At 72.8% G+C, this 25,590-nt stretch carries 23 protein-coding genes; 9 read left to right on the top strand and 14 right to left on the bottom strand.

Annotation, left to right across the window (positions count from 1 at the left end; genetic code table 11):
* Nucleotides 1–81 precede the first annotated feature (81 nt).
* Nucleotides 82–1,716 carry a protein kinase gene (locus AB0N90_RS14530; RefSeq protein ID WP_365196295.1) on the bottom strand — a complete coding sequence of 545 codons (1,635 nt, stop codon included), beginning with the start codon at nucleotides 1,714–1,716 and terminating at the stop codon, nucleotides 82–84.
* Between the two features lie 344 nt (nucleotides 1,717–2,060).
* Here AB0N90_RS14530 and AB0N90_RS14535 point away from each other — a divergent pair, with 344 nt between their 5' ends.
* Entirely contained in the window at nucleotides 2,061–3,698 is a 1,638-nt protein-coding gene (locus AB0N90_RS14535; protein WP_365196298.1) for a protein kinase, read from the top strand.
* 119 nt (nucleotides 3,699–3,817) lie between these two features.
* Here the strand turns inward: AB0N90_RS14535 and AB0N90_RS14540 are convergent, their stop codons facing one another.
* The gene (locus tag AB0N90_RS14540) at nucleotides 3,818–4,360 is read right to left on the bottom strand and encodes a bacterial proteasome activator family protein (protein ID WP_361672189.1); all 543 of its coding nucleotides are present in this window, start codon (nucleotides 4,358–4,360) and stop codon (nucleotides 3,818–3,820) included.
* Nucleotides 4,361–4,541: 181 nt separating this feature from the next.
* On the opposite strand from AB0N90_RS14540, the gene AB0N90_RS14545 reads away from it, so the two are divergent.
* Nucleotides 4,542–5,237, top strand: a complete 696-nt coding sequence (locus tag AB0N90_RS14545; RefSeq protein ID WP_365196301.1) for a hypothetical protein — start codon at nucleotides 4,542–4,544, stop codon at nucleotides 5,235–5,237.
* Between the two features lie 89 nt (nucleotides 5,238–5,326).
* Here AB0N90_RS14545 and AB0N90_RS14550 read toward each other — a convergent pair whose 3' ends face one another.
* From AB0N90_RS14550 to pdhA, 7 genes are all read right to left on the bottom strand, one after another.
* Nucleotides 5,327–6,307 carry an NAD(P)H-quinone oxidoreductase gene (locus AB0N90_RS14550; RefSeq protein ID WP_361672184.1) on the bottom strand — a complete coding sequence of 327 codons (981 nt, stop codon included), beginning with the start codon at nucleotides 6,305–6,307 and terminating at the stop codon, nucleotides 5,327–5,329.
* 57 nt (nucleotides 6,308–6,364) lie between these two features.
* Nucleotides 6,365–7,387 (bottom strand): potassium channel family protein, encoded by a 1,023-nt coding sequence (locus AB0N90_RS14555; protein ID WP_365196727.1) that lies wholly within the window; start codon nucleotides 7,385–7,387, stop codon nucleotides 6,365–6,367.
* 119 nt (nucleotides 7,388–7,506) lie between these two features.
* A complete protein-coding gene (locus AB0N90_RS14560; RefSeq protein ID WP_365196304.1) occupies nucleotides 7,507–8,910 on the bottom strand; it encodes a molybdopterin molybdotransferase MoeA in 1,404 nt (467 codons plus the stop codon).
* On the bottom strand, nucleotides 8,907–9,776 hold the full coding sequence (locus AB0N90_RS14565; RefSeq protein ID WP_365196730.1) for an NTP transferase domain-containing protein: 870 nt from the start codon (nucleotides 9,774–9,776) through the stop codon (nucleotides 8,907–8,909). Before AB0N90_RS14565 ends, AB0N90_RS14560 begins: the two co-directional genes overlap by 4 nt.
* A gap of 127 nt (nucleotides 9,777–9,903) precedes the next feature.
* The gene (locus AB0N90_RS14570; RefSeq protein ID WP_365196305.1) at nucleotides 9,904–11,319 is read right to left on the bottom strand and encodes a dihydrolipoamide acetyltransferase family protein; all 1,416 of its coding nucleotides are present in this window, start codon (nucleotides 11,317–11,319) and stop codon (nucleotides 9,904–9,906) included.
* Entirely contained in the window at nucleotides 11,319–12,323 is a 1,005-nt protein-coding gene (locus AB0N90_RS14575) for an alpha-ketoacid dehydrogenase subunit beta (protein WP_046418318.1), read from the bottom strand. Before AB0N90_RS14575 ends, AB0N90_RS14570 begins: the two co-directional genes overlap by 1 nt.
* Nucleotides 12,320–13,474, bottom strand: a complete 1,155-nt coding sequence (pdhA, locus tag AB0N90_RS14580; protein WP_365196308.1) for a pyruvate dehydrogenase (acetyl-transferring) E1 component subunit alpha — start codon at nucleotides 13,472–13,474, stop codon at nucleotides 12,320–12,322. The genes AB0N90_RS14575 and pdhA overlap by 4 nt, the downstream gene beginning before the upstream one ends.
* Nucleotides 13,475–13,664: 190 nt before the next feature.
* Here pdhA and AB0N90_RS14585 point away from each other — a divergent pair, with 190 nt between their 5' ends.
* Nucleotides 13,665–14,147: an Lrp/AsnC family transcriptional regulator gene (locus tag AB0N90_RS14585; RefSeq protein ID WP_085565670.1), complete on the top strand. Its 483-nt coding sequence runs from the start codon at nucleotides 13,665–13,667 to the stop codon at nucleotides 14,145–14,147.
* A gap of 94 nt (nucleotides 14,148–14,241) precedes the next feature.
* Here AB0N90_RS14585 and AB0N90_RS14590 read toward each other — a convergent pair whose 3' ends face one another.
* Together AB0N90_RS14590 and AB0N90_RS14595 are read right to left on the bottom strand one after the other, a co-directional pair.
* Nucleotides 14,242–14,832: a TetR/AcrR family transcriptional regulator gene (locus AB0N90_RS14590; RefSeq protein ID WP_365196311.1), complete on the bottom strand. Its 591-nt coding sequence runs from the start codon at nucleotides 14,830–14,832 to the stop codon at nucleotides 14,242–14,244.
* On the bottom strand, nucleotides 14,829–16,343 hold the full coding sequence (locus AB0N90_RS14595) for a 3-hydroxyacyl-CoA dehydrogenase (RefSeq protein ID WP_365196314.1): 1,515 nt from the start codon (nucleotides 16,341–16,343) through the stop codon (nucleotides 14,829–14,831). Before AB0N90_RS14595 ends, AB0N90_RS14590 begins: the two co-directional genes overlap by 4 nt.
* A gap of 159 nt (nucleotides 16,344–16,502) precedes the next feature.
* On the opposite strand from AB0N90_RS14595, the gene paaN reads away from it, so the two are divergent.
* A complete protein-coding gene (gene paaN / locus AB0N90_RS14600) occupies nucleotides 16,503–18,194 on the top strand; it encodes a phenylacetic acid degradation protein PaaN (protein WP_365196317.1) in 1,692 nt (563 codons plus the stop codon).
* 77 nt (nucleotides 18,195–18,271) lie between these two features.
* Here paaN and AB0N90_RS14605 read toward each other — a convergent pair whose 3' ends face one another.
* Genes AB0N90_RS14605 through AB0N90_RS14615 form a run of 3 tightly spaced genes read right to left on the bottom strand, consistent with a single transcriptional unit; the run spans nucleotide 18,272 to nucleotide 21,080 of the window.
* On the bottom strand, nucleotides 18,272–19,024 hold the full coding sequence (locus tag AB0N90_RS14605; protein WP_365196320.1) for a TrmH family RNA methyltransferase: 753 nt from the start codon (nucleotides 19,022–19,024) through the stop codon (nucleotides 18,272–18,274).
* Nucleotides 19,021–20,244 (bottom strand): HTTM domain-containing protein, encoded by a 1,224-nt coding sequence (locus tag AB0N90_RS14610; protein ID WP_365196323.1) that lies wholly within the window; start codon nucleotides 20,242–20,244, stop codon nucleotides 19,021–19,023. Before AB0N90_RS14610 ends, AB0N90_RS14605 begins: the two co-directional genes overlap by 4 nt.
* A complete protein-coding gene (locus tag AB0N90_RS14615; protein WP_365196326.1) occupies nucleotides 20,241–21,080 on the bottom strand; it encodes a DUF5819 family protein in 840 nt (279 codons plus the stop codon). Before AB0N90_RS14615 ends, AB0N90_RS14610 begins: the two co-directional genes overlap by 4 nt.
* An 809-nt stretch (nucleotides 21,081–21,889) precedes the next feature.
* Here AB0N90_RS14615 and paaA point away from each other — a divergent pair.
* The 5 genes from paaA to AB0N90_RS14640 are packed head-to-tail and all read left to right on the top strand — an operon-like array spanning nucleotide 21,890 to nucleotide 25,536.
* Complete coding sequence (gene paaA, locus AB0N90_RS14620; RefSeq protein WP_365196329.1) at nucleotides 21,890–22,921, top strand: 1,2-phenylacetyl-CoA epoxidase subunit PaaA; 1,032 nt, start codon at nucleotides 21,890–21,892, stop codon at nucleotides 22,919–22,921.
* The gene (gene paaB / locus AB0N90_RS14625) at nucleotides 22,918–23,205 is read left to right on the top strand and encodes a 1,2-phenylacetyl-CoA epoxidase subunit PaaB (RefSeq protein ID WP_085565664.1); all 288 of its coding nucleotides are present in this window, start codon (nucleotides 22,918–22,920) and stop codon (nucleotides 23,203–23,205) included. Before paaA ends, paaB begins: the two co-directional genes overlap by 4 nt.
* The gene (gene paaC / locus AB0N90_RS14630; RefSeq protein ID WP_365196333.1) at nucleotides 23,202–23,933 is read left to right on the top strand and encodes a 1,2-phenylacetyl-CoA epoxidase subunit PaaC; all 732 of its coding nucleotides are present in this window, start codon (nucleotides 23,202–23,204) and stop codon (nucleotides 23,931–23,933) included. Before paaB ends, paaC begins: the two co-directional genes overlap by 4 nt.
* Nucleotides 23,927–24,472 (top strand): 1,2-phenylacetyl-CoA epoxidase subunit PaaD, encoded by a 546-nt coding sequence (gene paaD, locus AB0N90_RS14635; protein ID WP_365196336.1) that lies wholly within the window; start codon nucleotides 23,927–23,929, stop codon nucleotides 24,470–24,472. The genes paaC and paaD overlap by 7 nt, the downstream gene beginning before the upstream one ends.
* Complete coding sequence (locus AB0N90_RS14640) at nucleotides 24,472–25,536, top strand: 2Fe-2S iron-sulfur cluster-binding protein (RefSeq protein ID WP_365196339.1); 1,065 nt, start codon at nucleotides 24,472–24,474, stop codon at nucleotides 25,534–25,536. Before paaD ends, AB0N90_RS14640 begins: the two co-directional genes overlap by 1 nt.
* Nucleotides 25,537–25,590: the final 54 nt, after the last annotated feature.

Here is a 25,590-nt window from a genome sequence, read left to right on the forward strand (position 1 = left end):
GGCCCGGTTTCCCGGGCCCCGCGGATGTCCTCTTGGCGGCCAACGCCGCCGTACTCGGCCGACGGGCAGTCCCGCCGGTGTTCAGCCGGTGGGCAGTCCCGCCGCCCCGCCGGCCGCCGCGTTGCCGTCGGTGGTGTTGCCGCCCGTGGTGCCCGCGTCCGTGCCGCCGCCCGTGGCGCCGCCGGTGTCCGTGCCACCGGTGTCGGTGCCGCCGCCCGTGTTGCCGCCGGTCGTCGGGTCCGTGGGCTGCGTCGACGTGGGCGGGGTCTTCGTCGGCTGGTCGGTGGGGCCGGTGGTCTCCGGGTCGGTCGGGGTGTACGACGGCGTGTACGACGGCGACCAGCCCGACCCGGAACCGATGCCCGACCCGTCGTCGGTCGAGGTGTCCGTGGGCTGCCCGGTGCTGTCGTCGCTCGGACTCTCCGAGGCGGAGTCGTCGTCGGTGCTCTTGGTGTGCGTGGCCGGCGGCTTGGTGTCCGTACCGGCGCCGCCACCGCCGCCCGCGCCCTTGAGCGCCAGCGCCACGCCCGCGGCGATGGCGATGACCGCGAGCACGGCGAGGATCCACAGCTTGCCGCGACCGCTGCCCTTGTTGCCGTGGCCCTCGAAACCACCGTCGTCGCCGTGGCCGTAGCCCTGCGGCAGCAGCGGCTGCGGGATCTGCGTGGTGCCGGCGCCGGCCATCGGGTGCGACATGGCGGTCGTCCCCGCGAAGCCGCCCGCCGGGGTGTGCCGGCCGTCGTGCGCCGCCACCGGGCCGGTGTTCCAGGTGCCGGTGTGGCCGCCCTGGTCGTACAGCATCTGGAGGCCGTACTGGACCAGGCCGCGCATCTCCTCCGCCGTCTGGAACCGGTCGTCCGGCTCCTTGGCGAGCGAGCGCATGACCAGGCCGTCCAGCTCCGGCGGGCAGGCCTGGAGGACCTGCGACGGCGCGACGGGCGTGTCCTGGACGTGCTGGTAGACCACGGACAGCGGGGTCTCGCCGGTGAACGGGGGCCGCAGCGCGAGCAGTTCGTACAGCAGGCAGCCGGTCGCGTACAGGTCGGAGCGGTGGTCGACGGCCTTGCCGAGTGCCTGCTCGGGGGAGAGGTACTGAGGGGTGCCCATGACCATGCCGGTCTGGGTCATCGTGGACTGCGCGCCGTGCAGGGCGCGGGCGATGCCGAAGTCCATCACCTTGACGGCACCGCTGTCGGTGATGATCACGTTCGCCGGCTTGATGTCGCGGTGCACGATGCCGTGCTGATGCGAGTAGGCGAGCGCCTCCAGGACACCGGAGACGATGATCAGCGCCTGCTCGGGCCCGGGCGCCTCCGCGTTGATCAGCAGATCGCGGATGGTGCGGCCCTCGACCAGCTCCATCACGATGTACGGCACCGACTGCCCGCCCACGACGTCCTCGCCGGAGTCGTACACGGCGACGATCGCGTGGTGGTTGAGCCCGGCGACCGACTGTGCCTCACGCGTGAATCGCGCCTTGGAGACGGGGTCCTCGGCCAGGTCGGCGCGGAGCAGTTTGACCGCGACCGTACGGCCAAGACGGACGTCCTCGGCCGCGAAGACCTCGGCCATACCGCCACGGCCCAGGCGGTGCGTGAGCCGGTACCGGCCGTCGCCGACCAACCCCGCGTTGCCCCAGTTCTCCGGCCCGTCGGACACGCCGCCGCCAGACGCCTCCGGGTCGGACGGGCCCTGGGCGCTGTGCGTCTGTGCCATCAGTCCTCGCCGTCGTTTCTGCCCGCGGTGCGCGCGGTGTTGTCACGGTCTCCGTCGGCCACGCTACAGCCTCCGTGGGGGCCACCGGTTCGGAACCGGAACCGGGACCGACTCTGCGACGGACCGGCCATGAAACCCTCAGCACGGGCCGTCGTGCAAATTCTGTGTGCTGCTCGCACGCCCCCTGTAACGCTTGCGCGACGCTTCTTGCCCGTACGGTCACGGAACGGGCACCGAGCTTGACGTGTCAGTGGCCTGGGGCAGACTTGGCCGGGAATGACACATTCGATCAAGGCCTGTGCGACGAGCCAAGGTGCCGGACGGCCGATGGGGGACGCGGAGAGATGAGCCAGGACGGCACACACGGCCGGTACTCGGGGCAGGGTCTGGCCGGTGGCCGATACCAGCTGCGCGACTTGCTCGGCGAGGGCGGCATGGCCTCGGTGCACCTCGCCTACGACGCCGTACTGGACCGCCAGGTCGCGATCAAGACACTGCACACCGAGCTGGGCCGGGAGCAGGCCTTCCGCGAGCGCTTCCGCCGCGAGGCCCAGGCCGTGGCGAAGCTCACGCACACCAACATCGTCTCCGTCTTCGACACGGGCGAGGACGACCTGGGCGGCCTGGCGACTCCGTACATCGTCATGGAGTACGTCGAGGGCCGCCCGCTGGGCTCGGTCCTTGAGGAGGACATACGGCGGTACGGCGCCATGCCCGCCGACCAGGCGCTGAAGGTCACCGCGGACGTGCTCGCGGCGCTGGACATCAGCCATGAGATGGGGCTGGTCCACCGCGACATCAAGCCCGGCAACGTGATGGTGACCAAGCGCGGTGTGGTCAAGGTCATGGACTTCGGCATCGCGCGCGCCATGCAGTCCGGCGTGACCTCGATGACGCAGACCGGCATGGTCGTCGGCACCCCGCAGTACCTCTCGCCCGAGCAGGCCCTCGGCCGCGGTGTGGACGCCCGCTCCGACCTCTACTCGGTCGGCATCATGCTCTTCCAGCTGGTGACCGGGCGGCTGCCGTTCGACGCGGACTCCCCGCTGGCGATCGCGTACGCGCATGTGCAGGAGGAGCCGGTCGCCCCGTCCTCCATCAACCGCTCGCTGCCCCCGGCGGTGGACGCGCTGGTCGCCCGCGCGCTGCGCAAGAACCCGAACGAACGCTTCCCGACCGCCGACACCATGCGCGAGGAGTGCCTGCGGGTCGCCGCCTCCCTCCAGGCGGCCGCGCCGAGCATCGTGCCGAACGCCGGTCCGCAGCAGAGCGGCTCGGGCGTCGGCTCCGCGGTGTTCCCGCCGGTCGACCAGAGCCGGCAGACGCCGCCCGGACCGGTGCAGACGCCGTACCAGCCGGGCCCGTACGGCCCCCAGACCCCGGCGCCGGCCACACCCGCGCCGTCCTACGGCTATCCGCAGCAGGCGGGCTACCAGACGCCTCCGGTGGGGTACGGGCCCGGCACCCCGCCGCCGTACGCGGGGACTCCGCAGACGACCACGCAGGGGTCCGGCTCGGGCGGCGGCAAGAGCGGCAAGGCCGTGATCATCGGCGCGGTCGGGGTGTCGCTCGTCGCGGTCGTCGGCCTGGTCGTCGCGCTGACCATGAACAGCGGTGGCGGCGGCGGTGACGACACGGGCGGCCGTGGCGGCTCCAGCACCTCCGCGTCCCCCACCCACCAGGCGGGCTACCGGGGCCCGGACACCACCCGGGTGATCGACAAGACCAAGTGCACGGAGCCGGACGAGTCCTACGACGACCCCAACAAGATCCAGCTGCCCGACTTCCGCTACAAGGACATCAACTCGGTGAAGGCCTGCTTCCAGGCCGCGGGCTGGACGCTGCACGTCAAGAAGGTGGACGACAACACCTGGGGCGACGGCACCGTCATGGACCAGTTCCCGTCCGAGGGCACGGACGTGAACGCCAAGGACCCGGGCACCATCGAGCTGAGCGTGTCGACGGGGAATCCGCCGCAGTAGGGACGCATGTACGAGGAGGGGCCCGGCGCTCGTGCGCCGGGCCCCTTTCGCGTGTTCGGCGCGCGAAACCTCGTATGCGGGACGGGAACCCTCGTGGGACTCGCTGGGACTCGTGGGACCTACAGGTACGGGCCGCCCGAGTGCCCGCCCGTGTGCTGGTCGTCGCCCTCGGGACCCGACACACCCGGCGGGAGCGCCCGGCGCATCTGCTCCAGCTGGGCCCGCGCGGCCATCTGCTGGGCGAACAGCGTGGTCTGGATCCCGTGGAAGAGGCCCTCCAGCCAGCCCACCAGCTGGGCCTGCGCGATGCGCAGCTCGGCATCGCTCGGGGTGACGTCGTCGGTGAACGGCAGCGACAGGCGCTCCAGTTCCTCGACCAGCTCCGGCGCCAGGCCGTCCTCCAGCTCCTTCACCGAGCTGGCGTGGATCTCCCGCAGCCGCACCCGGCTGGCCTCGTCGAGGGGAGCGGCACGCACCTCCTCCAGGAGCTGCTTGATCATGCTGCCGATCCGCATGACCTTGGCGGGCTGCTCGACCTGCTCGGTGACCGGAATCTCGCGGGAATCGTCGTCCCCGCCGCCTCCGCCGAGCGCCATCCCGTCCTGGCCCACGACGAGGATCTGGGGGTTCTCCGGCGACCGTTCGTTCCTCGGCATCTCCATGCCGTCATTCTCTCGCACCCGCCCACCTCACCACCGTGGCGCCCCCCGGTACGGCGAATCCGCCGTTTAGACCCGTCGGCCCAATCCGGAATGCCCGGAGAGTCCGGCGATGTGAGGCTGTTCCCGTCGGTTCATCATCGATCACGCGCTCACGCCAGCTGGGCTCCGGGAGGTCACCGACGTGACTCCATGGCTGCGACTCACCCACCCCTGTCTGCGGCTGCTGCTCGTCCTCACGGCGGCCCTGCCCGCCTACGGCACCGCCGCCGCGTACGCCGCCGAGGCCGGCCCGCCGCACTCCCCCACCGCGCGCCACCCCGCCGGTACGCCCTCGGCCTCGTCCTCGCCCTCCGGTCACGCGGGCGGCTCGGGCGGTGCCGGGGGGCCCTCGGCGGCCGGGAGCACCGCCGGTTCCGGTCACTCCGGGCACCCCGAGCACGACCACCAGGACCGTCCGGGCCCCGACGGAGCCGGCCCCCAGCACCCGGCCCTGCCGTCCGGCTCGGCCTCCGCCTCGGACAACGCGCCGTCCGGCGAGCCGTCCCGGGCGGGGAGCGGGGCCGGCGAGGGGAAGCTGCACCCGGGGCGGCAGGACGGGCCCTGGGCCCAGGTGGAGGGCGACGACGACGCCGTCCCCGGCTCCGCCGCCGCACAGCCGGCGGAGCCGGAGACCGCGGAGACCCCGACGGCCTCCCGGCCCACCGAGGAGGCGGGCCTCGATCCCACACTGGGGCAGCCGGCCGATCAGAACGCGGCCCGGCAGAGCGAGAACGCGAGCGAGCCGACCCTGCGGATCCTGCCGCTCGGCAGCGGACTCGTCCTCATCGGACTGGGCCTCGGCCTGGCCTTCCTGGGACTGAGACTGCGCCGGACCTGAGCCCCGGATCTGGACGGCGCGCTACAGAACCTGAGCCTTGGGCCCGGACGGCGCGCTACGGAACCCGAGCCCCGGGCCCGGACGGCGCGCTACGGCGCCACGAGCAGCACCTTGCCGATGTGGCCGCTCTCCTCCACCACCCGGTGCGCCTCGGCGGCCTGCGCCATCGGCAGCTCACGGTCCACCACCGGACGTACCCGCCCTCCGGCGAGCAGCGGCCAGACGTGTTCGCGCACCGCGGCGACGATGGCCGTCTTCTCCTCCACCGGCCGCGCCCGCAGCGAGGTGGCGGTGACGGCGGCCCGCTTGTGCAGCAGCGCGCCGATGTTCAGCTCGCCCTTGGCGCCGCCCTGGAGCCCGATGATCGCCAGGCGCCCGTTGACCGCCAGGGTCCGCACATTGCGGTCGAGGTACTTGGCGCCCATGTTGTCGAGGATGACGTCGGCACCCGCGCCGCCGGTGGCCTCCTCGACCTCGGCGACGAAGTCCTGCTCCCGGTAGTTGATCAGGATGTCCGCGCCCAGCTCGGCGCAGCGCTCCAGCTTCTCCTTGGTCCCGGCGGTCACCGCGACCTTGGCGCCGACCGCCTTGGCCAGCTGGATCGCCATGGTGCCGATGCCGCTGGAGCCGCCGTGCACCAGCAGGGTCTCGCCCGGCCGCAGATGGGAGATCATGAACACGTTGGACCAGACCGTGCAGGCCACCTCGGGCAGCGCGGCGGCCTGCACCAGGTCGACGCCCTCCGGCACCGGCAGCAGCTGCCCGGCCGGTACGACGACCTTCTGGGCGTAGCCGCCGCCCGCGAGCAGCGCGCACACCTCGTCGCCGACGGTCCAGCCGGACACCCCGGGTCCGATCGCGGCGATCCGGCCGGAGCACTCCAGGCCGGGGTAGGGGGACGCGCCGGGCGGCGGGTTGTAGAAACCCTGCCGTTGCAGGACATCGGCGCGGTTGACGGCGCTGGCCACCACCTCGACCAGCACCTCGCCCTCGCCGGCCACCGGATCGGGGACCTCGTCCCACACCAGCGCCTCGGGACCACCAGGTTCGGGAATCGTGATCGCATGCATGTCCGCGACGCTACTCCCCTCGATGTGCCGGGCGGCCGCGGCGCTCGACGCCTCGCCTCAGTCCCTGGGCAGGGGGCGCGGGTGCGGGGTGATCTGGGTGCCGGGGCTGGCGCGCACGATGGTGATGAGCCGGTCGGTCAGCTGGAGGGTACCGATGGACCGGTCGTCGTAACCGAGCACCCGATGCCCGCGTACGACGCTCACCACCAGGTCGTCGATCTCGCGCGGCCCCTTGCCCGCCTCGGCGCGCACCACCGGCCGCTCCACGAGGTCCAGGCCGCTGCCCTGCTGGATGAGGTCCTCTATGACCATGCCGGCTGCGGGGCTGAGGACGGACAGGCCGAGCAGCCGGCCGGCCGCGCTGGCGCTGGTGATGACCGCGTCGGCGCCGGACTGCCGCAGCAGCGGGGCGTTCTCCTCCTCGCGCACCGCGGCCACGATCTTCGCGCTGCGGTTGAGCTGACGGGCGGTCAAGGTGACCAGTACGGCGGTGTCGTCGCGCTGCGGGGCCACGATGATCTGCCGGGCCTTGTGCACCTCGGCCCGCCTGAGCACATCGCTGCGGGTGGCGTCACCCATGACCCCCGCGTAGCCGTCGGCGGTCGCCGCGTCGATCACCTTGGCGCTGGGGTCGACCACGACCACCTGCTCCTTCTTCAGCCCGGTCGCGCAGACGGTCTGCACGGCCGAGCGCCCCTTCGTGCCGAAGCCGACGACGACGGTGTGCTCGCGCAAGGCGGACCTCCAGCGTTTCAGGCGCCATTCCTCCCGGGTGCGCTCGGTGAGGACCTCCAGCGTGGTGCCGACCAGGATGATCAGGAACAGCACACGCAGGGGCGTGATGACGAAGATGTTGGTCAGCCGGGCGCTGTCGCTGACCGGGGTGATGTCGCCGTATCCCGTGGTGGAGAGGGTGACGGTGGCGTAGTAGAACGAGTCGAGCAGGTCCACGGAGCTGTCGGCGCTGTCGCGGTAGCCCGCGCGGTCGGCGTAGACGACCAGCGCGGTGAGGACCAGCACCAGCAGTGCCATGAGCAGCCGTTTGGCGACCTGACGGAGCGGCCGTTCCACCACCTTCATCGGCAGCTTCACCCGGTTGTCGACCGGGCGTTCGTCCGCCGTGAGGGTGTCGTCCTGCGGAATCCCGGTGGCGTCGGGGGTGCCGTCGAGGGTGCCGGGTGTGTCGCTGTCCGCACGTTTCACGTGAAACATACCCCGATCCCCGCGGTCGTCCAGGGCAGGTCCAGCAGCTCCGTCTCCGCACCCTGCCGGGTCCCGCCCGGGGGTACGACGGCCAGCGCGTCGGCGGCGGCGATGCCGCGCAGCATGGCCGGGCCGTTGTAGTGCAGCGGTACGGCGCGGTCGCCGCGCAGCACCACGGGGACGAGCCGGGTGTCGTACGGGTGCCCGTGCACCGGCTCCGTCAGCGGCAGTGTGTACGGCTCGGGGGCGGGGCGGGCGGCGAGGGTGCGCAGCAGCGGCTCGGCGAGCGTGACGAGGCCGGAGACGGCCGCGAGGGGATTGCCGGGCAGGCCGACGAGGTGCTGGTCGTCCTTGGTACGGGCCAGCAGCATGGGATGGCCGGGGCGCACCTTCACGCCGTCGACGAGGAGTTCGGCGCCGAGGCGTTCCAGGGTGGGGTGGACGTGGTCGTGGGGTCCGGCGGCGGTGCCCCCGGTGGTGACGACCAGGTCGGCCGTCGAGGCGGTGATCGCCTTGTGCAGGGCCTTGGCGTCGTCGCGGATCCGGCGCACCGCGACGACCTCGGCGCCGAGCGCCCGCAGCCAGGGCGGCAGCATGGGGCCGAGCGCGTCCCGGATCAGTCCCTCGCGCGGCAGCCCCTCGGCCAGCAACTCGTCTCCGAGGACGAGGACTTCGGCCCGGGGCCGGGGGACGACGGTGACGGTGTCGTATCCCGCGGCCGCGGCCAGGCCGAGGACGGCCGGGGTGATCTGGGTGCCGACGGGCAGCAACTGGTCGCCGTTGCGGCACTCCTGGCCGCGCGGGCGGATGTCCTGGCCGTGGACCATGTCCCGGGCGGCGTGCAGCCGGCCCTGGGCATCGGTGCGGCCGTGCTCGGTGCGCAGGACGGCGGTGGTGTCGGCGGGGATCCGGGCACCGGTCGCGATGCGGACCGCCTCGCCGTCGGTGAGCGGCGCGGGCTGGGCGTGCCCGGCGAGCACGCCCTCCTCGCGCACCGTCCAGGGCCCGGGTCCGGCGACCGCGAAGCCGTCCATCGCGGAGGTGTCGAAGGAGGGCAGGTCGCTGAGCGCGTCGAGGGGCGCGGCCAGGACGAGGCCGAGGGCGTCGCCGAGGGGGACGGAGAGGGGGGTGCGGCGGGGGGCCGATGAAGATGACGGGGTGGCGGGCCGGGGCGCGCGGGTGGCCCGGGCGGCGCGGGCGGCGATCTCGCGGGCCTGGGGCCAGGGGGTGGCGCGGTGCCGTTCGGCCGGGGCATGGCGGTGCGGCTCGGCGGACCGCGGGTCCCGGGCCGGGCCGGTGCCGTCGTCCTTGGCTTCCCTCACGAGGGCCAGGGCCTCCTCGACATCGAGGTCGTCGCTGTCCTCCACGGGTGCCCCGTCGCGGAGGCCGGGCGCGGTCATCCGGCGTCCGGGGCGCTCGGGCCCCCGCTCTCGCCGGCCCCCGCCGCCTCTTCCTCCCAGCGCAGGGCCAGCGCGGCGGCCTTGCGGGCGGCCTCGGCGACGGCCTCGGGACCGCCCTCGCCCCGGGCCGCGGCGTAGCCGACGAGGAAGGTGGTCAGCGGGGCGGCGGGCCGGGCGACCCCGTGCGCGGCGTCCCGGGCCAGGTCGAGCAGGACGTTCGTGTCGACGTCCAGGTCGATGCCCAGCTCGTCCTTGACTGCGGAGATCCATTCATCCAACACGTGCCCATGCTCCCTGATGCGTGCCCTGGCGTTGACGATGTCGTCCCAGGTGTCGCAGTCGAAGGACGCGTGCGGGTCCGGGACACGGGTGAGGCGGAGGGCGCCGGTGAGCCGGCGCAGCGGCAGCCCGGTGAGGCCGTCGTGCGCGGCGGCGAGGGCGTCCAGTTCACGGCGCAGCGCGGCGGTGCGGTACGCGGCGACCAGGGGCTGGTCGCGGCCGTCGGCGTCGGTGAGCAGCGCGCCGTCGGCGCCGCTCTCGCCGAGGGCGGTCAGCAGCCGCCGCAGCGTGTCCGCTCGGAGGAAGGGCAGGTCGGCGGAGAGGACGACGGCGTGTTCGGCCGTGATGTGCCGCAGCCCGGCCGCCAGCGCGGCGACCGGTCCCGCGCCGGGCGGCTCCTCGCGGGCCCAGCGCACCGGGCGGGCGGTGCTCCGGGGCGCGGCCACGACGACGGTCGTACGAGCGTCCGCGCAGGCCGTGAGCACCCGGTCCAGCAGCGCCCGGCCGCCGACCCGGACGCCGGGTTTGTCGGCCCCGCCGAGCCGCCGCGCGGCGCCTCCGGCGAGCACGACGGCGTCGTACGGCAGGGGTGCCGCGGCGGCTCCGAGGGCGGCCGCGGTGGCCGCCGGCCCGGCGGTGGCGTTGTCGGTCACTCCCCGAGTATGCGGGCCGGGCCGATCACAGGGAACCGAGGGATGACCGAGACCCGGCGGGTCACAGGGTGCGCAGCAGCACCGCCGGCTGCTCCACGCAGTCCGCCACGTACCGCAGGAAGCCGCCCGCCGTGCCGCCGTCGCAGACCCGGTGGTCGAAGGTGAGCGAGAGCTGGACGACCTGGCGCACGGCCAGTTCGCCCTCGTGCACCCACGGCTTGGGGACGATCCGGCCGACACCCAGCATGGCGGCCTCGGGGTGGTTGACGATCGGTGTGGAGCCGTCCACGCCGAAGACCCCGTAGTTGTTCAACGTGAAGGTGCCGCCGGTCAGTTCGCCCGGGGTCAGCGTCCCGGCGCGGGCCGCCTCGGTGAGCCGGGCGAACTCGCCGGTCAGCGACTCCGCGTCGCGGGTGTGGGCGTCCCGGACGACCGGCACGACCAGTCCGCGCTCGGTCTGCGCCGCGAACCCGAGGTGCACATACGGGTGCTGGACGATCTCGCGGGCCTCGGTGTCGACCGAGGAGTTCAGCTCCGGGAACCGCGCGAGGGCCGCGGCGCAGATACGGGCGAGCAGCGCGACGAGGGAGATCTTCGTGCCTCCCGCCGCGTTCATCGCGGCGCGGGCGCGCATCAGTTCCGTCGCGTCGGCGTCCACCCAGCAGGTGGCGTCCGGGATCTCCCGGCGGCTGCGGGACAGCTTGTCGGCGACGGCACCGCGGATGCCCTTGAGCGGAACACGCACCTCGCCGGGGACCGAGGCGGGCGTCGAGGCCGACGCCACGGCTTGGACGGGCATGGCCGCGACGGACACGGCCGCGACGGGGGCCTCGGCCGTACGACCGCCGCCCTGACCCGCTCCGGCCCGCAGGGCGCGCTCCACGTCGGCGCGCAGGATCAGCCCGTCCGGGCCGGAGCCCGCCAGTCGCCGCAGATCCAGTCCGCCCTCGCGGGCGAGCCTGCGGACCAGCGGGGAGATCACGGGCACCGGGCCGTCGGACGGCAGGGCGGTGGCGGGCAGGCTCGAAACCGGCGCGGCGGCAGTGCCGTTCACACCGGGACTCGCCGCCTTGGTGCCGTTCACCGCGGCATGCGCGCCCGCGGCACCGTTTCCGCTCGCGCCGCCACCGGTCAGGGCCACCGGGCGCACCCTGCGGCGCCGGCCCGGCGCCTCGGACGTGCCGTATCCGACCAGGACATTGCCCGAGCCGGCCGCGGACTTCCCGTCCGGTTCGCCGACCGCGACCGTCAGGAGCGGGGCGCCGACCGGGAGTTCGGCGCCCTCCTCGCCATAGCGGGCGGTGACCACGCCGCCGTAGGGGCAGGGGACCTCGACCGAGGCCTTGGCCGTCTCGACCTCGACCACCGGCTGGTCGACGGCGACCACGTCACCGACCTGGACCAGCCAGCGCACGATCTCCGCCTCGGTCAGTCCCTCGCCGAGGTCGGGCAGCTTGAACTCCAGCACCTGTGCCATCAGCCCTCGGCCTCCCACTGGAGCCTGGCCACGGCGTCCAGGACGCGGTCCACGCCGGGCAGATGGTGCCGCTCCAGCATGGGCGGCGGGTAGGGGAGGTCGAACCCGGCCACGCGCAGCACGGGGGCCTCCAGGTGGTGGAAGCAGCGCTCGGTGACCCGGGCCGCGATCTCGCCGCCCGGCCCGCCGAACCCGGTGGACTCGTGCACCACGACCGCGCGTCCGGTGCGCCGCACGGAGGCGCAGACCGTCTCGTCGTCGAACGGCACCAGGGAGCGCAGATCGACCACCTCCAGGTCCCAGCCCTCGGCCCGCGCGGCCTCGGCGGCCTCCAGGCAGACGGGCACGGAGGGGCCGTAGGTGATCAGCGTGGCGCTGCGGCCGGTGCGCCGGACCACCGCGCGCCCGATCGGCTCGACCTCGGTCGGCTCCTCGGGGTTCCAGGTGTCCTTGGACCAGTAGAGCCGCTTGGGCTCCAGGAAGACGACCGGGTCGTCGGAGGCGATGGCCTGGCGCAGCAGACCGTAGGCGTCGGCGACGGTCGCGGGCGTGACCACATGCAGGCCGGGGGTGGCCATGTAGTACGCCTCGGAGGAGTCGCTGTGGTGCTCGACGCCGCCGATGCCGCCGCCGTAGGGGATGCGGACGGTGATCGGCAGGGGCATCCGGCCGCGGGTGCGGTTGCGCATCCGGGAGACATGGCTGACCAGTTGCTCGAACGCCGGGTAGGCGAAGGCGTCGAACTGCATCTCCACCACCGGGCGCAGGCCGTACATGGCCATGCCGACGGCGGCGCCGAGGATGCCGGCCTCCGCGAGCGGGGTGTCGGTGCAGCGGTCCTCGCCGAACTCCTTGGCGAGTCCGTCGGTGACGCGGAAGACACCGCCGAGGGTGCCGACGTCCTCGCCGAGCACATGCACGGTGGGGTCGGCGGCCATCGCGTCGCGCATCGCGCGGGTGAGGGCCTGGGCCATGGTGGCGGGCTTGACGGCCACGGTGGTCATCGGCGGTCGCCTTCCTGCGGGTCGGGCCCGTCCTGCTCGGCCGCCAGCTCGGCCCGCAACAGGTCCCGCTGTTCGCGCAGTTGGGCGGTGGTCTCGGCGTAGACGTGGTCGAAGAGGTCCATCGGGTCGAGCTCGGGGTCCTGGTTCATGCGTTCGCGCAGGTCGGCGGCCATCGCCTCGGCGTCCTCCCGTACGGCCTCCAGGCCGGCCGCGTCGATCAGGCCGCGCTCGGTCAGCTCCGTCTCCAACAGGCGCACCGGGTCGTGCGCGCGCCAGGCCTCGACCTCGGCGTCGCCCCGGTAGCGGGTGGCGTCGTCGGCGTTGGTGTGGGCGTCGATGCGGTAGGTGACCGCCTCGATCAGCGTCGGTCCGCCGCCCGCGCGGGCGTGCCGTACGGCGTCGGTGAGCACCTCGTGCACCGCGGCCGCGTCATTGCCGTCGACCAGGCGGCCCGGCATGCCGTAGCCGACGGCCTTGTGGGCCAGGGAGGGCGCGGCGGTCTGCTTGGCGAGCGGGACGGAGATGGCGAAGCCGTTGTTCTGCACCAGGAAGACGACGGGTGCCTGCCAGACGGCGGCGAAGTTCAGCGCCTCGTGGAAGTCGCCCTCGCTGGTGCCGCCGTCGCCGATCATGGCGAGCGCGACCACGTCGTCACCCTTGAGGCGGGCGGCGTGGGCGAGGCCGACGGCGTGCGGCAGCTGGGTGGCCAGCGGGGTGGAGAGGGGGGCGACCCGGTGTGCGTACGGGTCGTAGCCGGTGTGCCAGTCGCCGCGCAGCAGGGTGAGGGCCTCGACCGGGTCCACCCCGCGGGCGACGACGGCCAGGGTGTCGCGGTAGCTGGGGAAGAGCCAGTCGCGCTCTTCGAGGGCCAGGGCGGCGGCGACCTCGCAGGCCTCCTGGCCGGTGCTGGAGGGGTAGACGGCGAGGCGGCCCTGCTTGGTGAGCGCGGTGGCCTGCGTGTTGTAACGGCGGCCGCGCACCAGCTGGGCGTGCAGCCTGCGGAGCAGATCGGGATCGGACTTGGCGGCCGCCTCGGTGCCGAGGACGCGATACGGCTCGGCGTCGGGCAGCAGCGGCGCGGGGTCCATACGGGGCTGCCAGGCGGGCGGCGGCGATGGCCGGTACGCGCCCCGCTGCTCCAGAACCGTCATGACGGCACCTCCTCGTGGGAGCGGCTACGGGAGACGTGTCGGCTGTGACCCGTCTCACCTACCGATTGTTCGGTCGTCGGCACATTTTGGCTACAGGCACCTCCAGGCTGTGGACAAACGGTTCTCCACAGCCTGCAATGAACGCAGGACGTCCACGGCGATGAAGCGGGGGGACATGGCACCTGAACAAATGGCCGAGACAGCGCAGGACGCGCTGCCGCCGCCGGCGCGACCGCTGGACGCCATCGATCAGGACATCCTGCGCATCCTCCAGGCGGACGGCCGCGCCTCGATACGGTCGGTCGCCGAACGCGTCCATGTCTCGCGGGCCAACGCCTACGCGCGTATCAACCGGCTGGTCGAGGACGGGGTGATCCGGGGCTTCGGCGCCCGGGTGGACCATGAGCGGGCCGGGCACAGCACCTCGGCGTACATCACGCTGAAGATCGTCCAGAACACCTGGCGCACGGTCCGCGAACAGCTGCGCCAGCTGCCCGGCGCCTCGCACATCGCGCTGGTGGGCGGCGACTTCGACGTCCTGCTACTGGTGCACACACCCGACAACCGGACACTGCGCGAGCTGGTGCTCACCCGGCTCCAGGCCATCCCGGAGGTGCTGAGCACCCGCACGCTGCTGGTGTTCGAGGAGGAGGACCTGGAACCGGACGCCTAGGCCGCCTTTTCCGGATCAGCAGGCTGTGATCAGTGAGCTGTGATCAGTGAGCTGCTTTTCTCGGATCGTCAGAGGGTCTCAGATCGCCAGAAGGTCAGACAGCCCTGCGCAGTCCGGAGAAGACCAGTTGGACGACCGCGTCGGCCACCTCGCGGCCCGAGGCGCCGCGGGCCTCCGGCCGGTACCACTCCACGATCGAGTTGATCATGCCGAAGACCAGCCGGGTGGCCAGCCGCACCTCCACGTCGGGGCGTACGTCCCCGTCGGCGGCGGCCGCCTTGAGCAGCTCGGCGACCCGGTGGTCGAAGTCCCGGCGGCGCTCCAGCGCCCAGCGCTCGGTGGCGGTGTTGCCGCGCACCCGCAGCAGCAGGGTCACATACGGCAGCTCGGATATGAGCACCTCGACCATGCGCCGCACGACGTGCTCCAGGCGCTCCACGGCCCGCCCCTCGCCCGCCGCCGGCTCCTCCAGGATGGCGAAGAGGCCGTCCAGGGCGCGGCTGACGGCCCGCTTCAGCAGTTCCTCCTTGCCGCTGACATGGTGGTAGATCGACGACTTGGAGATGCCGGCCGCCTTGGACAGGTGCTCCATGGAGGTGCCGTCGTAACCGCGCTGGTTGAAGACCTGGACGGCGACGGAGAGCAGCGTCTCGGGGGTGTAGGTGTCGCGCCGGGGCGTGGTCATGAGGTGCCCTCCCGCTTGTCGTCGGCGTAGGCGTGGCGGTAGAGCGCGAGGGAGGGCGCGTAGCGTCCGGAGGGGTCGCGTTCGTGCATCGCGTCCAGGACGTCGTAGGCGAACTCGTCACCCAGCCTGCGGTCCCATGCGAAGGGGCCGAGCGGGTAGTTGACGCCGAGGCGCATCGCGGTGTCGACGTCCTCCTCGGTGGCGACGCCCTTGGCGACCGCGTCATGGGCGAGGTCGATGATCCGGGCCACCGTGCGCGCCACGATCATGCCGGGGACGTCGCCGATGACGCTGACGTCCTTGCCGAGCGCCTGGAACAGGCCGACGGCCTCGGCGAGGGTCGTCTGCGAGGTGTCCTGGGAGGCGGACAGGGCGATACGGGTGGCCTTGCGGTAGTCGAGGGCGAGGTCGAAGTAGACGACGTCGCGGAACTCCACCGAGGTCTGGCCGTCGGCGAGGACCAGCTGGCCGCCGCCGGGCAGCTCCAGATGGCCGTCCTCGTCGCCGTCCTCCGTGCGGACCTGGATGCCCGCCTCGCGGATCAGCGCGAGCAGTTCGGCGGCGGGCCCGAGATCGCCCTCGGCGAGGACATAGGCGGGCGGCTGCTCCTTGTCGGCGGTGTGCGGCTCGGGCTTCTCGGCGCCCTCTGCGTGGTCGAACCAGCCGTGGCCGGCCTTGCGGCCCAGGCGGCCGGACTCCACCAGGCGGCGCTGGGCCAGCGAGGGGGTGAACCGCACGTCCTGGAAGAAGGACCGCCACACCGAGTGCGTCACCGCCTCGTTGACGTCCTGGCCGATCAGGTCGGTGAGTTCGAACGCGCCCATGCGGAAGCCGCCCGACTCGCGCAGGACCGCGTCGATGGTGGCCGGGTCGGCGGCCTGGGCCTCGTAGACGGCGAACGCCTCGGCGTAGAAGGGCCGGGCGATCCGGTTCACGATGAAGCCGGGGGTGTCCGCGCAGGCCACCGGGGTCTTGCCCCAGGCACGGGCGGTCTCGTACGCGCGGGTGGCCGAGGTGACGTCGGTGGCGAATCCGGAGACGACCTCGACCAGCGGCAGCAGCGGCGCGGGGTTGAAGAAGTGCAGGCCGAGGAAGCGGCCCGGACGGCGCAGGGCGCCGCCGATCGCCGTCACCGACAGCGAGGAGGTGTTGGTGGCGAGCAGGCAGTCCTCGCCGACGACGTCCTCCAGCTCGCCGAAGAGCCGCTGCTTGGCGTCCAGCCGCTCCACCACGGCCTCCACGACGAGGCCGCAGTCGGCCAGCTCCGCGAGCGCCTCCGCGGGCTCGAGACGGGCGCGGGCCGCGTCCCGGGCGGTGGCGTCGAGCCGGCCCTTCTCCACCAGCCGGTCCAGGCGCGCGCCGATCGCCGCGGCCGCGTCCCGGGCCCGCCCGGGTGCGGTGTCGTAGAGCCGCACGGGGTGGCCGGCGACCAGTGCGACCTGGGCGATGCCCTGGCCCATGGTGCCGGTGCCGACGACGGCCACGGGGCTGCTGAGGTCGAGTGCTGTCATGTGCGCGATCCTCCCGCACGGGGTTTTCCACAGATGCGGCGGACCCCCTTGAACCGACCGATCGTTCGGTTACTCTAGCCCTGACCGTCCCATCCCGCTGCTCTTTCCGCCAGGTCCGGAACTCGAAGACGAGTTCTCCAGACGAGGAGTTGGTCCCGCATGGCCGCCGAACTGACCGCCCCCGAGCTGATCGCGAAGCACCGGCCCACTCTCGACCAGGCCCTGGAAGCGATCCGCACGCGCGCGTACTGGTCCCCGCACCCCGAGCACCCCAAGGCGTACGGCGAACACGGCAGCCTGGACGCGGCCGCGGGCAAGGCCGCCTTCGACGCCCTGCTCGGCACCCGCCTCGACCTCGGCCAGGCGGGCACGGACGACTGGGTGGGCGGTGAGATCTCGCCGTACGGCATCGAGCTGGGCGTGAGCTACCCGCACGCCGACCTGGATGTGCTGCTGCCCGCGATGAAGGCCGGGCAGCCGGCCTGGCGGGACGCGGGCGCCGAGGTGCGCGCCGTGGTCTGCCTGGAGATCCTCAAGCGCATCAGCGACCGGACGCACGAGTTCGCGCACGCCGTCATGCACACCAGCGGCCAGGCCTTCCTGATGGCCTTCCAGGCGGGCGGCCCGCACGCCCAGGACCGCGGCCTGGAGGCGGTGGCGTACGCGTACGCGGAGCAGGTCCGCACCCCCGAGAGCGCCGAGTGGTCCAAGCCGCAGGGCAAGCGCGACCCGCTGGTGCTCACCAAGAACTTCACGCCGGCGCCGCGCGGCATCGGCCTGGTCATCGGCTGCAACACCTTCCCGACGTGGAACGGCTACCCGGGCCTGTTCGCCTCCCTGGCGACCGGCAACGCGGTCCTGGTCAAGCCGCACCCGCGCGCGGTGCTCCCGCTCGCGCTGACCGTGCGGATCGCCCGTGAGGTGCTCACCGAGGCCGGTTTCGCCGCCGACCTGGTCGCGCTGGCCGCCGAGCGTCCCGGCGAGGGCATCGCCAAGGCCCTCGCCACCCGCCCGGAGATCCGGATCATCGACTACACCGGTTCGACGTCCTTCGGCGACTGGCTGGAGGCCAACGCCCGCCAGGCGCAGGTCTACACGGAGAAGGCCGGCGTCAACACGGTGATCGTGCACTCCACGGACGACTACAAGGGGATGCTGTCCAACCTGGCGTTCTCGCTGTCCCTGTACAGCGGCCAGATGTGCACCACCCCGCAGAACCTGCTGATCCCGCGCGAGGGCATCCTCACCGACCAGGGCCCGAAGACCTTCGACGAGGTCACCGCCGACCTCGCCCGCGCGGTCGACGGCCTGCTCGGCGACGACGCGCGGGCCAACGCGCTGCTGGGCGCGATCGTCAACCCCGACGTCAAGGCCCGGCTGGAGGCCGCGGCCGGCCTCGGCGAGGTCGCCCTCGCCTCGCGGGAGATCAGCAACCCGGAGTTCCCGGGCGCGGTGGTGCGCACCCCGGTGATCGTCAAGCTGGACGGCGCCAAGCCGGACGCAGAGGCCGCCTACATGAGCGAGTGCTTCGGCCCGGTCTCCTTCGCCGTCGCCCTCGACTCGGTGACCGACGCCGTGGAGCTGCTGCGGCGCACGGTCCGTGAGAAGGGCGCGATGACGGTCGGCGCGTACACCACGGACAGCGAGGTGGAGCGGGCCATCGAGGAGGTGTGCCTGGAGGAGGCCGCCCAGCTGTCCTTCAACCTCACGGGCGGGGTGTTCGTGAACCAGACGGCCGCCTTCTCCGACTTCCACGGCTCGGGCGGCAACCCGGCGGCGAACGCGGCCCTGTGCGACGGCGCCTTCGTGGCGAACCGCTTCCGGGTGGTCGAGGTGCGCCACCAGGGCTAGCGGAGCGGAAAGGGCCGTCGGGAGAAGCGGGTGAGAAGCGGGTTTCTTCGGGTTTCTTCTTCCGACGGCCGCGAAGGCTATGCGGCGGGTGCGCCCGCGGTGGCGCTCCAGTGGTACAGCGTCATCGCCACGCTGGTGGCGAGGTTGTAGCTGGAGACCTGGGGGCGCATCGGCAGCCGCAGCAGATGGTCGGCACGCGCGCGTACCTCCGCCGACAGACCGGTGCGCTCCGAACCGAACGCGAGGACGGCGTCGTCGGGCAGCTCGGTGCCCCGGATGTCCTCGCCCTCGGGATCGAGGGCGAACAGCGGACCGGGCGGCAGCTCGTCGACGCCGAGGCGCTCCACGGCGGTCGCGAAGTGCAGGCCCGCGCCGCCCCGTACCACCGTGGGGTGCCAGGGGTCGAGCGTGCCGGTGGTGACCACGCCGGTCGCCCCGAAACCGGCGGCCAGCCGGATCACGGCGCCCGCGTTGCCGAGGTTGCGGGGGTTGTCGAGGACCACCACGGGTGCGGCGCGCGGCATCCGGGCGAGCGCCTCCAGATGGGCCGCCCGCGCGGGTCGTACGGCGAGCGCGGCGACCCCCGTCGGATGCGGGCGGGCCACGAGCGCGGCGTACGTCTGCTCGGGCACCTCGATGAGCAGGCCGTCCAGGGCCCCCCGTACGTCCCCGGCGAGTTCCTCGGCCAGGGCGAGCGCGGCCCGCCGGTCGGTGGTGACCGCCACCGGCACCTCGGCCCCGAAACGCAGCGCGTGCTTGAGGGCGTGGAAGCCGTCGAGCAGCACGGCACCGGCGGCGTGCTCGCGCCAGCGGATCAACGGGTCGGTCATGCCGTGAACCCTACGCGGCCGGGGGTGCTGTCCTCCGGGGTGCGGGGCGCGGGCACCGTACCGTCCTCGTCGCCCTCCTTGACGGACCGTCCCCGGGCGCGGGCGGCGAAGGCGCCGACCCGGCGCAGGAAGGACGTCGGCAGGAAGACCGCGTCCGCGGTGATCATCGCCAGCGAGAAGAACGGCAGGCCGAGCACGATCGCGATCACGAAGTGCTCCAGCATCAGCAGCCCCAGCAGCACGTTCTTCACCCGCCGGTTGAGCAGGGTGAACGGAAAGGCGACCTGCACGATGACGGTGCCGTACGCCACGACCATCAGGATGGTGCCGCTGGTGGACATCAGATCGGCGAGACCGGGCCAGGGCGAGAAGTAGTCCAGGTGCAGCGGGTAGTAGACGGCGGTGCCGTCCTGCCAGCGCGAGCCCTGGATCTTGTACCAGCCGGCCGTGGCGTAGATCAGGCACGCCTCGGCCATGATCACCACCAGTGCCCCGTTGTGCAGGACGTTGGCGATCACGTCCAGCAGGATCCGCGGCTCGGCGGAGCGCGCGAACCGCTGGACCAGCCACCACAGGGCGAGACCCACCCACACCGTCCACAGCAGGACGGGGATCAGCCAGGCGCTGCCGAAGAGCCAGCCCGACGCGGTCACCGTGACCAGGACGAGCCCGAAAACCGTCCACAGGGCGAGGCCGGTCCAGTCGGTGGGGAGCCGCTGTTCGCGCGCCCTGCGCCGCGCGTCGAGGGACCACACCTGCCCGCAGCGCGTGAACACGAGGTAGATGGCCATCAGATGCAGCACGTTGTCGCCGCCGTCGCCGACGAAGACGCTGCGGTTCTGGAGCGACAGGACGCCCACCATGAACAGCACGGACGCCGTACGGGTGTGCCAGCCGAGCAGCAGCGCGGCACTGGCGAAGATCGCGAGCACGTAGAAGCACTCGAACCACAGCTGCCCGCTCGACCACATGAGGGCCGTGAAGGCGTGGTTGTCCAGGGTCAGCCGCCGGCCCATGTTCCAGTCCCAGGGACCGTCGGGGCCGTACAGCTCCTGGCGGTGGGAGAACTCGCGCAGCAGGAAGAACAGCCAGGTACCGGCGAAGCCGATCCGGATCACGGCGCTCTGGTACGGCCCGAGCGCCGCCTCGGTGACACGGGCGAGCCCGCGCGAGAGGACCTGGGAGGGCCCGCGCGAGGGGACCTGAGAAGGCTGGTTCACCGCACGCCTCCGGCGGCCTCGACGGCGCTCACCGTCCACCAGGGCAGCATCCGGTAGACGGGCTTGTCGGGCACCTGTTCACCGCTCCAGGAGGGGGGCTGCACATTGATGGTGCAGGAGCGGACCTGCAGCCGCTGGATGACGCCGCTCCGGCTGGTCGGGTCGGTGCGGTACAGGCGCATCACCGCGATCCGGCGCAGGTACTCCTCGGACAGCGCGCCGCGCATGCCGACGGGTCGGTTGTCCGCGGTGTGTGTCGCGGTGACGAAGTCCCAGGCGCGGCGCAGCTCGTTCTGCTGGGTGTGGCTAGGCGCCGGGTTGCCCTTGATGGCGGCGCCGTCCTGGGCGGAGAGGTCTGTCCAGCCGGTGGTGCGCACGCTGCCGTCCTTCATTCGCACGTCGGCACGTACCTGCACGGCGATGTTCTGCTGGAGCGGATTGGGGGCGAACAGCTTCCAGTTCTGTTCGAACTCCGGGTAGACCCATGCCTCGACGGCCTTGCCGTGCTGCTTCGACACCGTGTTCTGCGGCGCGATGCTGAGGAACACCATCAGCAGGTGCACGCCGACGCCGACGCCGATGACGGCGACCGCCAGCGCGGCGACGGCCTGGTAGCGGGGGGAGAGCGCGGCGAGACCGCGGCGGGCGGGCTCGGGGGCCGGCGCCGGGAGCTGGTGGGTCGGGGGCTCATGGCCCGCCGGCTCCTGGGCCGCCAGCTCCTGGCCGGTCGGCTCGTGGCCAGTCGGCTCGTGGCCGGTCGGCTCGTGGCCGGTCGGCTCGTGGCCGGTCGGCTCGTGGCCGGTCGGCTCGTGGCCGGTCGGCTCGTGGTCCGTCATCCCTTGGTCCGGCTCCTCGTCCAGCGGCGCCAGGCCCGGCGCCGTCCGGTCGGGCGGCGTTCGGTCGGGCAGCGTTCGGTCCGGCTCCCGCTCGGCAGATCCGTCGGCGCGCTCGCCCTCCGGAAGGCGTCCCGGAACGTCTTCGAGGTTCCTCGGGGTCTCGGGACGCGCCGAATTCTCGGGGATCTCCGAATTCCCGGGGGCCTCCGAACTCTCGGGGACCTCCGAACTCTCCGGAGTGCCCGAACTCTCAGGTGTCCGCGAGACCTCAGGTGTCCCCGAGACCCCAGGTGCCCCCGAGATCTCGGGTGTCCCGGAGTTCTCAGGGCCGCCCCGGTCTTCCGGGGCTCCTGGTTTCTCCGGGGGACGCGCCCCGGCCGGCCCGGCCGGGCCGCGCGCGGCCCTCGGGTCCTCGTCGTACGCGTCCATTTCGCCCCGTTCCCCAATTCCGGCTCAGTCGTGGATCGGCCCACCGGACCGGCCCCAAGAGCCGACCCCTTCGATACGGCCGCCCGGCCCGGACGCCGCGCGATGCGCGAGCGCCCCATCGCGGCACCTGCACGGAACGGTACTCAGCCCCGGCCACCGAGCGCAGCCCCGGGGGCCGGACCCCGCCGTCCCCGCACGCTTCGTCCACAGACACCGCCCGCCCGGATCCCACGTCCGCGGATTCCGCTCGTCCACAGGTTCCGCGCGGAGTTTTCCACAGCGGTTGACACTGTCCTGCGGCCCGGCACACCATTGATGCGCACGGACCGAACGATCGGTCGGGAGAATCCCACCGCAGAGCCCGAGGTCAGGGGGATCGCATGGCCACAGCAGCCGCGCAGGGCACGGCCCGCCCGGAGGCGGACGGCGCCCGGAACACCACCGGGGACGAGGCGTACCAGCACGTCTTCGACGCGGCGGTGGCCGCCGACGAGCGCATCGAACCGCGCGACTGGATGCCCGACGCCTACCGCGCGACGCTGGTCCGCCAGATCGCCCAGCACGCGCACTCCGAGATCATCGGAATGCAGCCGGAGGCCAACTGGATCACCCGCGCGCCCTCCCTGCGCCGCAAGGCGATCCTGATGGCCAAGGTCCAGGACGAGGCGGGGCACGGCCTGTATCTGTACAGCGCGGCGGAAACCCTCGGCACCAGCCGGGACGAACTGCTCGACAAGCTGCACAGCGGCCGCCAGAAGTACTCCTCGATCTTCAACTACCCCACGCTGACCTGGGCCGACGTCGGCGCGATCGGCTGGCTGGTGGACGGCGCCGCGATCACCAACCAGGTACCGCTGTGCCGCTGCTCCTACGGCCCGTACGCGCGCGCCATGGTGCGGGTCTGCAAGGAGGAGTCCTTCCACCAGCGCCAGGGCTACGAGCTGCTGCTGGCCCTGAGCCGGGGCACCCCGGAGCAGCACGCGATGGCGCAGGACGCGGTGGACCGCTGGTGGTGGCCCTCGCTGATGATGTTCGGCCCGCCCGACGACGAGTCCCAGCACTCCGCCCAGTCGATGGCCTGGAAGATCAAGCGCCATTCGAACGACGAGCTGCGCCAGCGCTTCGTCGACATCTGCGTCCCCCAGGCCGAGTCCCTGGGCCTCACCCTCCCCGACCCGGACCTCAAGTGGAACGAGGAGCGGGGGAAGTACGACTTCGGCACCATCGACTGGACGGAGTTCTGGGAGGTCCTCAAGGGCAACGGGCCGTGCAACGAACAACGCCTGACCCAGCGCAAACGCGCCCATGACGAGGGCGCGTGGGTACGGGAAGCGGCCGCCGCCCACGCGGCCAGGCACAGCGGCGGCACCGAGGCCGCCGGACACCGGACGACGGGAGCGGAGCGAGCATGAGCACCACCGACTGGCCCCTGTGGGAGGTCTTCGTGCGCTCGCGCCGCGGGCTGTCCCACACCCACGCCGGCAGCCTGCACGCGCCCGACGCCGAGCTGGCGCTGCGCAATGCCCGCGATCTGTACACCCGCCGCGGCGAGGGCGTCTCCATCTGGGTCGTCCCGGCCGCCTCGATCACCGCCTCCTCGCCGGACGAGAAGGACCCCTTCTTCGAGCCGGCCGCCGACAAGCCGTACCGGCACCCGACCTTCTACGAGATCCCGGAAGGGGTGAAGCACCTGTGACCGCCACCGGCCCCGCCACCGTCCCGGTGACCGCCGCGCTCGCGCTCGGCGACGACGCCCTGGTGCTCTCCCACCGTCTGGGGGAGTGGGCCGGGCACGCCCCCGCCCTGGAGGAGGAGGTCGCCCTCGCCAACATCGCCCTCGACCTGCTCGGCCAGGCCCGGGTGCTGCTGTCCCTGGCGGGCGACGAGGACGAACTGGCCTTCCTGCGCGAGGAGCGGTCCTTCCGCAACCTCCAGCTGGTCGAGCAGCCGAACGGCGACTTCGCCCACACCATCGCCCGCCAGCTGTACTTCTCCACCTACCAACACCTGCTGCACGCCGAACTCGCGGCCGGTGACGGCCCGTTCGCCCCGCTGGCCGGGAAGGCCGTCAAGGAGGTCGCCTACCATCGCGACCACGCCGAGCAGTGGACCCTGCGGCTCGGCGACGGCACCGAGACCAGCCATGAGCGGATGCGGCGTGCCTGTGACGCGCTGTGGCGGTTCACCGGGGAGATGTTCCAGCCCGTGGAGGGACTGGACGTCGACTGGGCGAACCTGGAGTCCCGTTGGCTGGAGTCGGTCACGCGGGTGCTCGACCGGGCCACCCTGACCGTACCGGAGGGGCCCCGCACCGGGGCCTGGTCGGCGGGCGCCGGCCGCCAGGGCGTCCACACCGAGTCCTTCGGCCGGATGCTCGCCGAGATGCAGCATCTGCACCGCAGTCATCCGGGTGCGTCATGGTGACCGCCACCGCCCTGGAGGCGGAGCTGCTGGAGCTGGCCGGTTCGGTCCCCGACCCCGAGCTCCCGGTGCTCACGCTCCATGAGCTGGGCGTGGTGCGCGCGCTGCGCCTGCACGGCAGCGATGCCGCCGAGGTCGATCTGACCCCCACGTACACCGGCTGCCCGGCCATCGAGGCGATGTCCCTCGACATCGAACGGGTCCTGCGGGAGCACGGCCTGCGCGAGGTCTCGGTGCGCACGGTGCTCACGCCCGCCTGGTCGACCGACGACATCACCCCCGAAGGCCGCCGCAAACTGCGGGAGTTCGGCATAGCTCCCCCGAGGACGCGCGAGGCCTCCGGTCCGATACCGCTGACCCTCGGCCCGACCCGCACCGGTGCCACCGGGGCCGTCGGCACCGTCGAGGCGGAGCCGGTGCACTGCCCGCACTGCGGCTCGGCCGACACCGAACTGCTCAGCAGGTTCTCCTCCACCGCGTGCAAGGCGCTGCGCCGCTGTCTGTCCTGCCGCGAACCGTTCGACCATTTCAAGGAGTTGTGATGGCGCGCTTCCACCCGCTCCAGGTGGCCGCGGTCGACCGGCTCACCGACGACTCCGTCGCCCTGACCCTCACCGTCCCGGCCGAGCTGCGCGCGGAGTACCGGCACGCGCCCGGCCAGCACCTCGCGCTGCGCCGCCGGGTGGACGGCACGGAGGTGCGGCGGACCTACTCGATCTGCTCCCCCGCACCCACCCCGGACGGCGAGGGCCCCGGCAGCCTGCGCGTAGGAGTGCGGCTGGTGGAGGGCGGCGCCTTCTCCACCTACGCGCTGAAAGAGATCAACATCGGGGACGAGCTGGAGGTCATGACCCCGGCCGGCCGCTTCACCCTGGAACCGGCACCGGGGCTGTACGCGGCGATCGTCGGCGGCAGCGGCATCACCCCGGTGCTGTCCATCGTCTCCACCCTGCTGGCGCGGGAGCCGGAGGCCCGGTTCTGCCTGATACGAGGCGACCGTACGGCCGCTTCCACGATGTTCCTGGAGGAGGTCGCCGACCTGAAGGACCGCTACCCCGAGCGGCTTCAGCTGGTGACCGTGCTCTCCCGGGAGGAGCAGCAGGCGGGTCTGCCGTCCGGCCGGCTCGACCAGGGGCGGCTCACCGAACTGCTGCCCGCGCTGCTGCCGACCGAGCGAGTGGCGGGATGGTTCTTGTGCGGGCCCTACGGGCTGGTGCAGGGCGCCGAGGGAGCGCTGCGCGAGCTGGGCGTGGACCGCGCCCGGATCCACCAGGAGATCTTCCATGTGGACTCGGGTCCGACCGCGGCGGGCACCATGCCGGGCGCCGCGCACAGCACGGTCACCGCCCGGCTCGACGGCCGCGGCGGCACCTGGCCGGTGCAGGAGGGCGAGTCCCTGCTGGAGACCGTGCTGCGCAACCGCCCCGACGCGCCCTACGCCTGCAAGGGTGGGGTGTGCGGCACCTGCCGGGCCTTCCTGGTCTCCGGCGAGGTCCGCATGGACCACAATTTCGCACTGGAAGAGGAGGAGACGGACGCCGGGTACGTACTGGCCTGCCAGTCCCATCCGCTGACCGAACAGGTGGAGCTGGACTTCGACCGCTGAGGAAACTCCACGGAGCGCTCCACGGAGGGGGCCGCCGAGGTTCCCTTCTCCTAG

It is taken from the genome of Streptomyces sp. NPDC093018 (genome assembly GCF_040684035.1).
GTDB lineage: Bacteria > Actinomycetota > Actinomycetes > Streptomycetales > Streptomycetaceae > Streptomyces > Streptomyces murinus.

Bases quoted from the DNA above. Each gene is read 5' to 3' on its own strand.
- AB0N90_RS14530 (WP_365196295.1), bottom strand. From the start codon at position 1,716: ATGGCACAGACGCACAGCGCCCAGGGCCCGTCCGACCCGGAGGCGTCT.
- AB0N90_RS14535 (WP_365196298.1), top strand. From the start codon at position 2,061: ATGAGCCAGGACGGCACACACGGCCGGTACTCGGGGCAGGGTCTGGCC.
- AB0N90_RS14540 (WP_361672189.1), bottom strand. From the start codon at position 4,360: ATGGAGATGCCGAGGAACGAACGGTCGCCGGAGAACCCCCAGATCCTC.
- AB0N90_RS14550 (WP_361672184.1), bottom strand. From the start codon at position 6,307: ATGCATGCGATCACGATTCCCGAACCTGGTGGTCCCGAGGCGCTGGTG.
- AB0N90_RS14555 (WP_365196727.1), bottom strand. From the start codon at position 7,387: ATGAAGGTGGTGGAACGGCCGCTCCGTCAGGTCGCCAAACGGCTGCTC.
- AB0N90_RS14560 (WP_365196304.1), bottom strand. From the start codon at position 8,910: ATGACCGCGCCCGGCCTCCGCGACGGGGCACCCGTGGAGGACAGCGAC.
- AB0N90_RS14570 (WP_365196305.1), bottom strand. From the start codon at position 11,319: ATGGCACAGGTGCTGGAGTTCAAGCTGCCCGACCTCGGCGAGGGACTG.
- AB0N90_RS14575 (WP_046418318.1), bottom strand. From the start codon at position 12,323: ATGACCACCGTGGCCGTCAAGCCCGCCACCATGGCCCAGGCCCTCACC.
- pdhA (WP_365196308.1), bottom strand. From the start codon at position 13,474: ATGACGGTTCTGGAGCAGCGGGGCGCGTACCGGCCATCGCCGCCGCCC.
- AB0N90_RS14585 (WP_085565670.1), top strand. From the start codon at position 13,665: ATGGCCGAGACAGCGCAGGACGCGCTGCCGCCGCCGGCGCGACCGCTG.
- AB0N90_RS14590 (WP_365196311.1), bottom strand. From the start codon at position 14,832: ATGACCACGCCCCGGCGCGACACCTACACCCCCGAGACGCTGCTCTCC.
- AB0N90_RS14595 (WP_365196314.1), bottom strand. From the start codon at position 16,343: ATGACAGCACTCGACCTCAGCAGCCCCGTGGCCGTCGTCGGCACCGGC.
- paaN (WP_365196317.1), top strand. From the start codon at position 16,503: ATGGCCGCCGAACTGACCGCCCCCGAGCTGATCGCGAAGCACCGGCCC.
- AB0N90_RS14605 (WP_365196320.1), bottom strand. From the start codon at position 19,024: ATGACCGACCCGTTGATCCGCTGGCGCGAGCACGCCGCCGGTGCCGTG.
- AB0N90_RS14615 (WP_365196326.1), bottom strand. From the start codon at position 21,080: ATGACGGACCACGAGCCGACCGGCCACGAGCCGACCGGCCACGAGCCG.
- paaA (WP_365196329.1), top strand. From the start codon at position 21,890: ATGGCCACAGCAGCCGCGCAGGGCACGGCCCGCCCGGAGGCGGACGGC.
- paaB (WP_085565664.1), top strand. From the start codon at position 22,918: ATGAGCACCACCGACTGGCCCCTGTGGGAGGTCTTCGTGCGCTCGCGC.
- paaD (WP_365196336.1), top strand. From the start codon at position 23,927: ATGGTGACCGCCACCGCCCTGGAGGCGGAGCTGCTGGAGCTGGCCGGT.
- AB0N90_RS14640 (WP_365196339.1), top strand. From the start codon at position 24,472: ATGGCGCGCTTCCACCCGCTCCAGGTGGCCGCGGTCGACCGGCTCACC.